The sequence below is a fragment of the Pseudomonas sp. HMSC067G02 genome (genome assembly GCF_001813485.1).
Taxonomy (GTDB): Bacteria; Pseudomonadota; Gammaproteobacteria; order Pseudomonadales; family Pseudomonadaceae; genus Pseudomonas; species Pseudomonas aeruginosa.
The window spans coordinates 217,800-231,537 of record NZ_KV812666.1 but is presented as its reverse complement, the minus strand read 5'-3'; the positions used below and the strand labels follow the sequence as shown (position 1 = coordinate 231,537).

The window sequence follows — 13,738 nt, the reverse complement described above, 5'->3', positions numbered from 1 at the left end:
CTGCTTAGAAAATTAGAGTAGGGAAAATAAATCTACCCCTTTACTTATTCTTTATTTAATAAAGTATTTTTATTTCTGGAAAAAAGTAATAGTAGGGCCATAATCTTGATCTGAGCAAGATAGCAAAACCGAAAAATCTCTATCTGGAAATTTCTCTTTTAAAATTAAGCGCCATGATAGAGAAAGCATATGAGCAAGCTGCTCAAAAATTTCATCTTCTACATCCTCACTACACCCGGGGAAAATGTCATAAATATGAGTATGATTAACAAATCTCTCTACAGACTGGATATCATCTTCGAATCTTGCCATCCAGCCATTAAACTTTTCTGCCTCATAGTTCATCTCCAGTATTACCGCCCCCTATCCAAGATAAAATCAGGAAAAACCAATTTCCCCAAGATCAATAAATCTTCTGGCCTGATTTCATATGAAATATATGAAAAAATATCAATCTCATTCTTATTCTCCCAACCGGACTTCCATAATTCATAATTACTCAAACACTTTAAATCTTTAAAAGATACTATTTTCTTCATGGTATCTCATCCGAATTGGGAAGGGGACAGATTTTATTTTTACTACTCTAATTTCGGCGACTGCGCCCACTCTGAAACGCTCAAAGCAAATAATTCGCTAAACCATGCGCCCTTACCTAGGCATCGCGGAGCCTCCTTACGGCGTCTGCGCTGGAGCCTCCCTGCTTAGAAAATTAGAGTAGGGAAAATAAATCTGTCCCCTTTATGCTCCCAGGTGCCGTTACAGGGCCAAATTTAGAGTCGAATTGTTTTTCCAGCACACTCAACGGAACACCCTTCGTATGGTTGATTGGCAAGGCCGATGCAGGATTTCCTGCCAGTGTTGCATCAGTAGCAATAGAGCAATTGACACAGTTATGAGTTCGACCAGCTTCTGGATAACCCGGATTAACATTCTTGATTGAGCCCGCAGTTTGATCGGCTCCACCTGTCGCTTTTGCACCAACTAGTCTACCTTGAACGGGTCAAACAATATATTTTTCCCTAAAGCCCTCGCCTTAAGCATTATATCCACCATCGATTCAACTGTTTCGGAAATTAGCGGATTTATGCTTGCAACAGAACATAGCTCACCTACAAGAGAGTCAATCTGCGCCCCAGAGAACATATCGTAATCATCGAAGCTTAAGCTGGAAAGAATTGGATATTGCTCGACATCCAGACGAAAGAAAAAATTTGCCACATCCAAAGGAATCTCAACTTTATCAAGACAACCGTCTCGCCCGATGGAGGCTAAATATCTATCCCATATCATCAAATAATACATGATTAGAAAGTCTTCCCAGGAAATGTGTTTACCAAATTACCCTTTGAATCGGTAATCACCGTCATGAAATTAGTAGGCTGCCCCCCAGCTTTGGCATCAATTCCAATAGGCCGACCCATATCAACTGTTCGTATAAAATTACCAGAAGTTGGTGATTGGTACGCAGGCGTCTTGACAACCTGTGGACTCTGCAGAACAACCTTCAATTCATTCTTAGAGATCGTAAAAGCAGATTTGTTATCACCCCAAGCGCCACCATGCTTTTTCCAAGCGTACTCAAGTCCACTACCAGTGACGTTTGCAGCGCCAGTCCGCACATTGACCCGCGAGGCAACAACTCCTTCCGCTGCACTGAGAGCGTTATTAGCTTCTGCTGCTCCCGCCGCGCTCCCTTTTGCACCATCAGTAACGACGCCCTTGCCTGCCCCTGCCAACCCTCCATCAATGGCCAACCCGACCTCAACTCCCAATGCAGTCGAACTCGCGGCGTTGTCCCGCACCACGCTGGCACCCTGGCCTTGCATGGTGTGCAAGGCATCCAGATAGCCTTTCATACGGATGTCTTCAGGTAACGAGGCAACCGAGTTCCAAGCGTTCTGGATATCCCGCTCCGCACAGCTTGAACAGGTTAGCGCACCCATCAACCACAAGGCAGTTTTTGAAGGCGCGCTGACGATCCCTTCCAGTGCCAGCCCAAAGCCCGCTTGGCTACCTTCACCTTTGGCATTCAGCACTTCCGCACGGTTCGCGGGGTCCCTCGTATAGCTCGCGGGATTCGCTAGGGCTATGTTTTCCAGAACGCTGGTCAGGGCCTCCTTGTTCTTGAATAGCGCCGTCAGCCCCACCCGCTCGTTGTAGTAGTCAGCCTGGGTCACCTGGAAGAGATTGCTGTCCGGGCCTGTGCCCAGCTCCGTACGCAGATACTGAGCAGCCCGGGCAGCGTTGATGTCTGTGCCGGCCAAGGCCTGGTTCCAGTCATTGTCCACCATCATGGCGGCCGTGCTGAGAAGCTCTTTGCGGGCGGTGTCCTCGCTCAGCCCATTTTCCTGGGCATAACGTTTGACGCGCTCCACATCCGATGCGAATTTGATTTCATCTGGGTGTAGCTGCCGGTTGTACGCCGTCCCGCTTTTGGCGATCTCGGCGCCCAGACTCACATCGCCATTGACCGCACTTGCCGCGGCTACGCCAACGAGTTGCGAGGCCATCAGTTCGAGGTTTTGATCGCCACCTACCATTTTCCCAAGGAGGTTGATCATGGCCTCGTTGGCACCAGCGGCCGCCGCTCCAGTCTTGAAGTCACTGCCGGAGGCTTCGGCCAGCAGACCTCCCATCAGGGCGTGAGCCATGATTTTCGGCGGGCTGCCATCAGGGTATTTGACCGAGTCGCCAATGAAATTGAAACCTACCGCCATTCCCAGGTTGCGCGCCTGGCCTGCCATGGCATTACCGAGGTTGTCGATGTAGCTGCCGCCATAGGCGGCCTGCTGCATGACCGATTGAGCAAAGCCTTGGGCAATGCTGTAGGCAGCAAATCCACCGATTCCCTCAACTGTGCTGAGCTTGAATCCTTTGGTGACTTTGTTGATGTTGTCACTGGATACGCCGAAAGCCTTGTCCAACTGCGGGCTGACGAGATAAGCCGTAGCCGCTGCGATGGCGTACCCTTTCAGACTGTCAGCGCTGGTGGCCTGTTGCAGCCCCTTGCCAAGGTCACCGCCATTGTTGATGGTGCCAATGGCGAGGTTGCTGGCCATTGCGCCATACACCGGGCCGAGGTAAGCAGCCGCAACGATGGCAATGGCCAGTGACGGCGCAGCCCCCAGCCCCGAGTTGCTGTACTTCCAGCTATCGTGCACCTCCTGCACCATGCGCCAGTCCACATCCCCGCGCTGCTCGGCCTCTTTCAGCCACGCCAGTTGCGGATCCGCCTGCACCATCGCGTCGATGGTCTGGCTCACGGTCTTCTGGTCGATATGCTTGAGGTCGATCTTCAGCCCTTCCACGGCCTTGATCGCCAGATTCCCCTGGGCCACGATCTGGCTCTGGCGCACGGTTTCGTCGGTCTGGCCCTTGCCCTTCGACGACTGCCACGCCAGGTCGCCCTTGCTCTTCTCGTGGCTCTCCTGGTGCAGGTCCTTCACCGCGTCGAAGGTCACCGCGCCGCCGCTGACGATGGCCAGGTCGTTACCCGATTCCAGCTTCGCGCCCTGGTAGGTCTGGTCGCCGCCGCTGAGCAGGGTGAGGTCGCCGCCGCTGCTGATCTGGCTGCCCACCGCCTTGACGTCGGTGACTTCGTCGCGCCGGGTTTCCTTGCGGCCGAAGTCGCCTTTCTTCTTCTTGTCGTACAGGTAGTAGTTGCTGTCGTTGGCGGCCAGCAGTTCCAGCTTGTCGCCGGCCACCAGGTAGGCCTCGTCGCCGGCGCTGGCCTGGCTCGCGATCAGGCGCAGGTCCTGTCCGGCATTGATCGCCAGGTCGCCGCCGGCATCCACGCGGGTGCCTTGCTGGGCGACCTTGTCTTCCTGGTAGGTGACCTTCCTGGTCTTGCTGTAGGCATGCTCCTCGTTCGCCGCCGCCGCCAGGGTCACGTCACGCCCGGCGGAGAGGGCGATGTCGCGGCGCGCTTCGAGGGCGCTGGCCACTGCGCTGAGGTCGCGCCCGGCGCTGACGTTCAGGTCCCGCCCGGCACTGACTTCGGCGCCGAGCTGGGTCACGCTCTGTAGCCGCGACGTGCTCCAGCGGGTCTGGCCCTGGCGGTCCTCGACGGCGGCGACGGTGACGTCGCGTCCGGCGTCGAGGCTGAGGTCGCCGCGGCTTTGCAGCACCCCGCCGAGGTTGGCGATGTCGCGTCCGGCCTGGACGTTCAGGCTGTTCGCCGCCTCCACCCGCGCGGCGCTGTCGGCGAAGCTACGCTCCCAGGTGCGGCCGTCGAGCGCGCTGTCGTAGCGGGTCACGCTGCGTTCGTTGATCACGTCGCCGGTCAGCGCGGTGAGGCTCACGTCGCGCCCGGCAATGACCCCGCCCTGGCGGTTGCGGATCGAGTCGCCGGCGAGCAGGTCGAGGCGCTTGCCGGCCTCGATCAGGCCGCTGTTGTCGAGGTTGTCGGCTGTCGCCGAGAGGTCGTTCCGCGCGCGCAGGGTGCCGACGTTATGCAGGTCGCCGCCGCTCACCAGCTTCACGTCGCGGCCCTGGATCAGCGCACCGTTGGGTGCCAGCCGACCCTCCGCCTGGGCCAGGTAGACCACCGGCGCGAGGACCTTCTCGCCGTTCACCTCGACCTCTTCCAGCCAGACGATGTCGTGGGTCAGCGCCGCCATCTGCTCCGCGCTCAAACCCACGCCCAGTTGCAGCTGGAGCTTGTCCTTGTAAGCGATGGCGTTGTCCATCAGGTAGCGGAACAGCGCCTCGTCGCTGCTCAGCCCGTCGATGTAGCGCTGGCCGGTGCGCGCCACCACCGCGTCGCGGATCAGCCGCTGCTCGTAGAGACCGTCGCCGAGGCGCTTCTTGCTATCGTCCGGGTTCATGCCCAGGCCGCTGAGCAGGTAGTCCGAGTTGAGGAACTGCTTCAGCTCGGTGAGCGCCGGGTTGGTCTCGATCAGGTACTTGTGGCTGGCGCTCGGCGTGGCGTTGCCGGGCACGCCCTGGACCCGGGCGACGCCCGGCAGGCTACCGCCGAGCGTGCTGCCGCCCTGACCCTGGACGTTGGCCGCGCCAGCCAGGCCGTCGACTCGCACGCCCTGGCCCTGCCAGGTACCGGCGACGTTGCCGGCGCCTTGCTGGCCGACCGAGACGCCGCTGCCGCCCTGGGTGCGGTCGGCGCCGGCACCGAGCGCGGCGCTGCCATTGCCGTCCTCGGCGAAGCGCGAGCTGAGACGGAACAGGCCGTTGTCGCCCTGGGGCAGGCTGAAGCCGGGCAGGGTGACCGGGTTGACCTGGCGCCGCGCCAGGTCGGGCGGCAGTTGCGAGGTCAGCGGCACGACCACCGAAACCCCGCTGCCGCCCACCGCGCTGTCGCCCACCTGGCGGCCGCTGCCGACGAAGGTGTAGCCGGGGCGGGTGACGCCGTTGTCGATGCGCGTGCTGGCATTGACCGTGACGTCGCCGGCGGCCTGGATCACCGCTGCGTAGGACTGGTCGCCACTGCTGATCGGGGTCGGTCCCTTGCTCGGGAATTCGTACTCGAAGGACCAGTCGCTGAGGATCGCGTTGAGCGCGGCGGGAATCTCGCCCGCGCGCGCCGGGTCGAAATTGGCGCTCTGGTACCAGTAGAGGTTGGTGAAGTTGCGCGACTTCTGGTCGATGCCGCCGATATCGCCGCCGCGAGCGGTACGCAGCACGCGGATGGTTTCCAGCTCGCCGGTTTCCAGGCCCTGGTTGTCGAGGACTTCGAGGTTGGCGGTGAGGTTGCCGCCGCTGCCGATCAGGCTGGAAAGGTTGTTCAGGGTGCCGCCGTCGATGGCGAAGTCGCCTCCGGCCAGCAGTTGCCCCATGGCGCTGCTGGCGGTGACCTCGGTCTTGTCGCGCTGGGTGATGGTCCAGATGGCGTTGCGCTTGCCGCTGCAGTCGCCCGCGTTGACGCCTTCGATGCAGGCGGTCTGCTCCATCTTCGCGGTGTACAGGCCCGACTTGCTTTCCAGCACGGCGCGACGGTTCTCGATCAGGCTGGCACGCAGGCTGAAGTCCTTGCCGCTCTCGATCACCCCGGAAAGGTTGCGCAGGCTGGCGGCGCGGTTGCCGGCATCGTCGCGGGCGATATCCAGCCTGCCGAGGCTGTACACATCCCCGTAGAGGTTGGTGATGTCGCCGGCGCGCAGGGTCATGTCGGCGCCACTGAACAGCAACCCGCGCTCGTTGAGCAGGGCGGGCGCGTTCAATCGCAGGTTGCCGCCGCCGCCCAGGGTGCCGTAGTTGTTCAGGCTCGCGGCGCTGGCCACGAGGTCGCCGGCGGCGGTGATCCGCCCACGGTTGACCAGCAGGTTGCCGGCGCCAAGCGTGACATTGGCGCCGCCGGCGAGGCTGGCGGCGTTGCCGAGGTCGAGGCTGGCGGCGTTCAGGGCGAAGTCGCCGAGGCTGGTGGCGCGGCCGTTGCCACGGTAGCCGCCGCTCAGGTCGAGTCGCAAGCTGCCGTCGCTGGCCAGCAGGCCGTCGTTGCTCCAGTCGCCGCCGCGGCCAGTGAAGGACTGCACCGCCAGCAGCTTGCCCTCGGCCGTCTGGCGGAAGGTGCCGATGTCCAGGTTCAGGCGTCCGGCTTGCAGCACGCTGCTGTTGGTCCATTCGCTGGCGCGGATGTCCAGCAGGCCATTGGTGGTCAGTTCCCCGCCGGCGCGGATCACCTGCGCGGAATCCAGGCCGAAGGTGCCATTGCCGGTGTGGAGGATGCGCCCGCCGGCGTTGGCCAGGCTGCCCAGTTGCAGGTCGAGGTCCTGGTTGGCGCTTTCCAGCACGCCGTAGGCGTTGTTCAGGCCGCCAGCGACCAGCCGCGTGCTGCCGCTGCGGCCGAGGGCGCGCAGGCTGCCGCCGCTGTTGTCGATCGCGGCGGCGCGCAGGTGCAGCTCGCTTTCGCTTTCCAACTGGCCGAAGCGGTTGGCCAGCGCGCCGGCCAGGCTGAAGTCGATGCGCCCGGCGCCGACCTTGCCGCCCTGGCCCGCCGCCGCGCCCTGGTTGAGGAAGCGCTGGCCGTCGAGACTGAGCAGGCCGCTGGCGTAGAGGCCGCCGCCCTGGTTGTCGAAGTCGGCGGTGACGATGCGGTTGTCGCCGCCCAGCGCCGAGAGATGGCCCTGCTGGTTGCGCACGCCTTGCCCGGCGCGAATCTCCAGCGACTGCGCCTGGGTGACGCCGGCGCTGTTGTCGAACAGCCCGGTGACCAGCTTCAGCCAACCCTTGGCGCTGTTGAGCACGCCGCCGGCGCCGTTGTCGAGGCTGCCGCTCTGCAGGTCGAGGTTGCCGGCCCGGCTGTCCAGGCGGCCGCCCTGGTTGTCCAGCGCGCCGCCGATACGCAGCCGGTTGTCACCCTGGGCCTGGAGCGTGCCCTGGCGGTTGTCCAGGCTGCCGGCCTGCACCTCGAGGGCGCCGGCCTGGCTGAAGATCAGGCCGTCCTGCTGGTTGCGCAGGGCGCCGCCGACCAGGCGCAGGCTCATGTCGGCCTGGCTGGCGAGGGTGCCGGAGGCGCTGTTGTCGAGGCTGCCGGCGCTGATCTCCAGCAGCCCCTGGCTGACCAGCTTGCCGCCGCGGTTGTCGACGCTGGCGCTGCGCAGCAGCAGGTCGCCGCCGCTGGCCAGGCGCGCCGCGCCGGTGTTGACCAGGGCGCCGCCGAGGATGGCGTCGAGCCGGCCCTGGCTGATCAACTGGCCGTCGCTGTTATCCAGGCTGGCGCCCTTGAGCAGCAGGCTGCCGCCGTTGATCCGGCCGCCGGCGTTGTTCAGCAGCGTATCGTCGCGCTCGAAGCTCAGCGCGCGCTGCGCCGAGACCAGGCCGCCCTGGCCGTTGTCCAGCTTCCCGGCGATGCTCAGGGTCACGTCGCTTTCGCCGGAGACGATGCCCTGGGCGTTATCCAGGCTGGCGGCGTCGATCCGTTGCGCGCCCTTGCTGACCAGCGCGCCCTGGCCGTGGTTGTCCAACGCGCCGCCGAGGCTGATGGCCAGCTCGCCGTCCTTGCTCGAAAGGGTGCCGCCGGCGCTGTTGTCCAGGCTCCCGCCTGTCACCGTCAGGCCCTGCCATCCGGAGAGCAGGCCGGCGCCGGCGTTGCCCAGCGCGTCGGCGTCCAGGCGCAGTTTCCCGGCGCTGATGATGCGCCCCTGCTGGCCGTTGTCGATGCGCCTGGCCAGCAGCTCGAAGCCCTGCTGGCTGGAAATCTCGCCGCCCTGGCGGTTGTCGAGGACGTTCAGCCGCTCGATGCTCAGCGGGCCGCGGGCACTGATCAGGCCGCCCTGGTTGTCCAGGTCGCCGCCTCGCAGGTCGAGACTGACGCCGCGCTCGCCGATCAGCCGGCCCTGGCGTTGCACCAGGCGCTCGACCGTCAGGCGCAGGTCGCCCCGGGCGGAGATTTCGCCGCCGTCGGCGGAATCGACGCGCCCTGCCGTCAGTTCCAGTTCGCCGTCGCTGGTGAGCAGGCCGCCATGGTTGTCCAGGTTGGCGGCGCTCAGGCGCAGCGACTGCTTGCCACTGAGGGCGCCGCCACGGTTGTCGAGGTCGGCGCTGCTGACGTCCAGCACGCCCTGGCTGATCAGTTGGCCACCCTCGGCGTTGTCCAGCGCGCCAGTGACGACGCTCAGGCCGGCGTTGCCGGAGAGCAGGCCCTTGCCGCTGTTGTCCAGCGAGGCGCTGGCGAGCGTCAGGCGGGCGCCGGAGACGGTGCCTTCGGCGTGGTTGTCCAGCGCGCCGTCGACGCGCAGGTCGATGCCGGCGCGGCTGGCCAGGGTGCCCTTGGCGCTGTTGTCCAGGCGAGCGGCCGCGATGTCCAGGCCGGCGGCGCCGGAGATCACCCCGGCCAGGCTGTTGTCCAGAGCCTGGGCGATGCGCAGGGTCAGGCTGTCGGCGCCGATCAGGCGCCCGCCGCGGTTGTCCAGGCTGGCGGCGGCGAGGGTGAAGGCGCGGTCGCTGGAGATTTCCCCGCCGGCGCCGTTGTCCACCGCGCCGAGCTGGCGCAGCAGCAGCGCGCCGGGCGTGGCGATCAGGCCGCCGTCGCGGTTGACCAGCGTGCCGCCATTGAGGTCGAGGGTGACGCCGGTTTCGCTGACCAGGACACCGCCTCCGCGCTGGTCGAGGCCTTTCAGGTTGGCGTCGAGCAGGCCCTTGGCGCTGACCCGGCCCTGCTGGCCGTTGTCCAGCCGGGCGGCCACCAGGGTGATGCCGGCGTTGCTGCCGATGCCGCCGTTGCGGCTGTTGTCCAGCACGCCGGTGCGGATATCCACCGCACCCTTGGCGCTGATCACGCCGGAACGGCTGTTGTCGAGGCTGGCGCCCTTCAGCGTCACGCCGGCATCGCTGAGCAGCCTGCCGCCCTGGTTGTCCAGCGCGGCCTGGCTGGTCAGCGCCAGCGCACCGGCACTGGAGAAGGTTCCGCCACGGTTGTCCAGGCGCGCGGCGCGCGCCGTCAGGCTGCCTTCGCTGACCAGCGCGCCGCCCTGGTTGTCCAGCACGCCGCCGAGGCTCACGCTCAGGCCGTTCTGGCTGTCGAGCCGCCCGCCGTCGCCGTTGAACAGTTCGCCGCCGTCCAGGCTCAGGCCGTCGCGCCCGGCCAGCACCCCCTTGGCCTGGTTCAGCAGGCGCTGCACGGTGAGGCGCAGGCCGCTGTCGCCGATGACCTTGCCGCCGCGGTTGTCCAGTTGCTCGCGGGCGTTCACGGCGACCTTCGAGGTACTGGAAATCTCGCCGGCGCGGTTGTCGACCTGCCGCGCCTCGATAGCGATGCCGCCATTCGCGGCGATCAGCCCGGACTGGCTGTTGTCGAGCGTGTCGGCCGCGACCTTCAGGGTCTTTTCGCTGACCAGTTCGCCACCTTGCTGGGCCAGGCTGCCAAGCGTCGCCTGCAGGTCGCCCTTGGCGGCGATACGCCCTCCGGCGTTGCCGACGGCGTTCGCTGCGAGGTCCAGGCGGCCATCGCTGAGCAGCTTGCCACCCTGGTCGTTGCGCAGGCTGGCGACCTCCACGCGCACGCCAGCCTTGCCGCTGGCGCTGCCGCCGTCGCGGTTGTCGAAGGCGCCTCCCGTGGCGCTCAGGCCGGCGTCGGCCACCAGCACGCCGCCACGGTTGTCCAGGCTGGCGCCGTGGACGTTCAACTCGCTGCGGCTCGACAGCAGGCCGCCGGCGCGGTTGTCCAGTTGCCCCACCGTCACGCGCTGCGCGCCCTGGCTGAGCAGGTTGCCTTCATCGCGGTTGTCCAGCAGGCCGCCGAGGCTGACCTCCAGGCCGCCCCGGCTGCTCAGCGTGCCCTTGCCGCTGTTGTCCAGGCTGCGCGCCCGCAGGTCGAGGCGGTTGGCCGCGGAGAACAAGCCGAGGCGGTTGTCGATGGCACCGCTGGCGACCACCAGCAGGTCGTCGCCGATCAGCTTGCCGCCGCGATTGTCGAGGCTGCCGACGCGGGCCTCGACGCGCTTGCCGGAGACTTCGCCGTCCCCCCGGTTGACCAGCGCCTGGGCGCGGACGCGGGTGGACTGCTGGCTGCCGAGCAGGCCTTGCTGGCCGTTGTCGAGCGTCGCCGCGCCGACCTCCAGGTCGTTCAGGCCGATCACCTGGCCGCCACGGTTGTCGAGATCGCCACGGGTCTTGACCACGGCGCGGTCCCGGCTCTGCAACAGGCCGTCCTGGCGGTTGTCCAGGCTGCTCGCCTCGACCCGCAGTTCGCCCTCGGCGAGCAGCTTGCCGCCACGGTTGTCCAGGTGCCCGGCGTCGACCCGGACGGTCGCCCCCTTCAGGCTGCCGCCCTGGTTGTCCAGCGCCTGGCTCGCCTTCGCTTCCAGCGCGCGGCTGGCCACCAGGCTGCCGGCGTTGCGCAGGGTGCCGCTGCGCAGCTCGAGGTCGCCGCGCGCGTTGCGCCGCTCGTCTGGCTCGACGCCGGCTTCGATCACCCCGGCGTTGTCGATATGCGCCGCCTCCAGCGCGATGCGTTCGCGCGCCGCCAGGCTCTGCCGGTTGACCAGTTCCTCCGCGCTGCGGATCTCGGCGCTGCCACCGGCGTAGGTCTTGCCGTTCAGCTCCACGGCCTGGGCCGCGATCTTCAGGTCGCCCTGGCTGGAGGCCTGGGCCAGGCTCAGCTTGCCGCTGGCGTCGATGCGGATGTCGCCGCCGCTGGCGGCCATGTCGCCGGCCAGCTTCACCCCCACGCCCTGCTCGGTGCCGACCAGGCGGATCGCCCCGGCGTACATCCCGCCCAGCGCCGAGCTGTCGATCGCCAGCTGTGGCTTCTCGCTGCCATCGGCGGCGCGCGGCGTGGCCTGCAGGCTGTCGGCCTGGACGTCGTTGCGGCCGGTGACGATGTTGAGGTTCTTCGCGTAGAGCTTGGCGTTGAGCTTGGCGCTGCGGGTGATCAGGTCGAACTGTTCGAGGTTGCCGACGTTCAGTTCGGCGCCTTCGACGACGATGTCGCCGCCGTCCACCTGGAAGCGCTCCAGGCGCTGGCCGTCCATGATCGGCTTGCCGGTGGTGAGGGTCGCGCGCGGCGTGTTGATGAAGCCGCAGCCCTGGCAGGTGATGCCGTGCGGGTTGGCGACGATCACCCGCGCCGACTGCCCGGCCACCTCGGTGTAGCCGGCCAGGGTGCTGCGGTTGCCGCCGGTGACCTGGTTGAGGATCACCTGCGCCGCCTGGCCCTTGAGGTTGGGGTTGCCGAGGATGATCCCGCCGAGCTGGGTACCCTGGGTCTTGCCGGTAGCGTTGTTGAGGATCAGCCCGTTGGCGCCGACGTTGTAGTCGCGGAAATGGTTGTTCGACAGCCCGGCGCCGTTGGGCGTGGCGATATTGACGATGGGCACGCCGTTGCCCGCCTGGCCCAGGCCGGTGTTGCCGCCGGCGGCCTTGTCCAGCGCCAGCCCCGCCGCCGCGGCGACGATCGGGTTGAGGAACAGGATGCCGGCCAGGGACAGGGCGATGCACTGGTTCAGCGGGCTGCGGATGTCCATATCGTTACTCCTTGGCGGGTAGGGGCCCGGCGAGGTTAAGCAAGGTTTTCCAAGGAAAGGGCCTCGATGCAGGTAGGCGCTTTCCTAAAGCGTTCAGGAGGTCGCCGCGTATTCAGAAGAACGCGTCGACCCGGAAATAGATCGGGTGCTCGCGCCGCTCGATGGCGCTGGGCCGCTCCAGCGAGCGGGCGAAGCCGACGCTGGCGGCGAAATAGCGGCCCCGGGCATCCAGTTCGATGGCGTTGCCGCTCATGCGCCCGCTGGCGCCGTCGTTGTAGCGGTCGTGGCGGATCACGCCGACGTCGTAGGCGAAGGCCACGCCGTATTCCTGCAGCCAGGGCCGCAGCGGCGCCCATTCCACCGCGCGCCGCCAGCGCAACTGGTTGCGCCAGTAGCCGCCGCTGTCGCCGGTCAGGGTCTGGTCCTTGAAGCCGCGCACCGAGCTGTTGCCGCCGAGGCTGATGCGCTGCGGGCTGAACAGCACGTCCTCGCTCCTTTGCCCGGTGGCCAGGCTGTCGAAGCTGAAGCGCTCGCCCCATAGCTGGAACGGCTGCAGGTAGCTGAGGGTCAGGCTGTACTTGTCGTAGCGCGCATTCGGATCGCCCGCGTGCGGGTGGCCGCGACCCTGCGCGCCAAGGGCGCCTATGCCCTGCTGCCAGCCGAGGTCGAGGTTGACGAAGCCACTGCCGATCCGCCGGCCATGGTTGAAGCCGAGCTGGGTCTCGGTGATCCGCGTGCTCTGGTCTTCCAGGCGGGTGTCTTCGACATAGTTGTTGGTGCGCTGGTGGCTGAGCCCCAGGCTCATGGCGGTCTTGCTCACGTCGTCGCGGTGCAGCACGCGTTCGGCGCGGAACTGATGGCTGCGGCTGTCGCCATCGAGCTTGAAGGGGAAGCCGCTGGCCTCGTTGCGCGTGCGGTAGTCGCTCTGGCTGTAGCCGTAGGTGAAGGTCCACCAGCCCCAGGGCAGGGTGTAGAACAGGCTCTGGCTGTCGGAATGGCGCCAGCGGTCGGTCACCGCGTCGCGGTTGGCGCGCAGGTTGAGCTGGTCGGCCAGGCCCAGCGGGCTGTCCCAGTCCAGGCCCAGGCCCATCTGCTGCTCGCCGGTGCTGACGTCGCCGTCGTTGTTGCGCGTGGCGGAGACCCGCCAGGGCTTGTCGCGCTCGCCCTTGAGACGCACCCGGCTGCCGCCGACCTCGCTGCCGGGCACCAGCTCCAGTTGCGCCTGGCGCGACGGCAGGCGGCTCAACTGGTCGACCAGTTGCTCCAGTTCGCGCAGGTCGAGCAGCTCGCCGGTCCTGCCCGGAAAGCTCATCGCCAGTTCGCGCGGGCTGGCCAGCGCGGAGCTGTCCAGGCCCTCCAGGCGGCCTTCGACGACGATGATGCGCAGGGTCCCGGAGGCCAGATCCTGCTGTGGCAGGTAGGCGCGGGTGGTGACGTAGCCGCGATCCAGGTAATGGTCGGTGACGGCCTTGAGCAGCGCATTGAGCTGGCCGACGCCCAGGCAGCGCCCCTGGTAGGGCGCCAGCAGTTGGCGACGCGCGCTTTCGCCGAGGTGCCCGGCGCCTTCCAGCTCGATGCGGCGGATCTCGAAGCAGCGCTCGTCGTCGCCGGAGGCATCCGCAGCGGCGGGCGCTCCCTTGCCGGGCAGTTGCTGGAGTTCCTCCAGGCGCTTGCGCTGTTCGTCCAGCAGGCGCTGCTGGCGGTCGCGGATCAGGTCGCGGTCACCGGGGGAGGTGAAGGGGGCGGCGCTGGCCATGAGGGGCAGGCACAGGAAGATAAAGGCCAGGCGATGGAGAGCCACGATTTCATTCCTTGAA

4 protein-coding genes are annotated in these 13,738 nt (G+C 65.7%); all 4 read right to left on the bottom strand.

The genetic code is table 11. From position 1 onward, the window contains the following. Positions 1 to 69: 69 nt before the first annotated feature. The 4 genes from HMPREF2914_RS32645 to tpsB2 all read right to left on the bottom strand — a co-directional run bounded on the left by HMPREF2914_RS32645 (position 70) and on the right by tpsB2 (position 13,722). Positions 70 to 345 carry a hypothetical protein gene (locus HMPREF2914_RS32645; RefSeq protein WP_153514935.1) on the bottom strand — a complete coding sequence of 92 codons (276 nt, stop codon included), beginning with the start codon at positions 343 to 345 and terminating at the stop codon, positions 70 to 72. A gap of 639 nt (positions 346 to 984) precedes the next feature. Next, entirely contained in the window at positions 985 to 1,305 is a 321-nt protein-coding gene (locus tag HMPREF2914_RS31545; RefSeq protein WP_034059389.1) for a hypothetical protein, read from the bottom strand. Positions 1,306 to 1,307: 2 nt separating this feature from the next. After that, positions 1,308 to 11,921, bottom strand: a complete 10,614-nt coding sequence (locus HMPREF2914_RS13335; protein ID WP_023980071.1) for a two-partner secretion domain-containing protein — start codon at positions 11,919 to 11,921, stop codon at positions 1,308 to 1,310. Between the two features lie 112 nt (positions 11,922 to 12,033). Then, positions 12,034 to 13,722, bottom strand: coding sequence for a two-partner secretion system transporter TpsB2 (tpsB2, locus tag HMPREF2914_RS13330; protein WP_023092230.1), 1,689 nt, complete (start codon positions 13,720 to 13,722; stop codon positions 12,034 to 12,036). Positions 13,723 to 13,738: the final 16 nt, after the last annotated feature.

Excerpts from the sequence above, each read along its gene's own strand:
- HMPREF2914_RS32645 (WP_153514935.1), bottom strand. The coding sequence starts at position 345 with ATGAACTATGAGGCAGAAAAGTTTAATGGCTGGATGGCAAGATTCGAA.
- HMPREF2914_RS31545 (WP_034059389.1), bottom strand. The coding sequence starts at position 1,305 with ATGTATTATTTGATGATATGGGATAGATATTTAGCCTCCATCGGGCGA.
- HMPREF2914_RS13335 (WP_023980071.1), bottom strand. The coding sequence starts at position 11,921 with ATGGACATCCGCAGCCCGCTGAACCAGTGCATCGCCCTGTCCCTGGCC.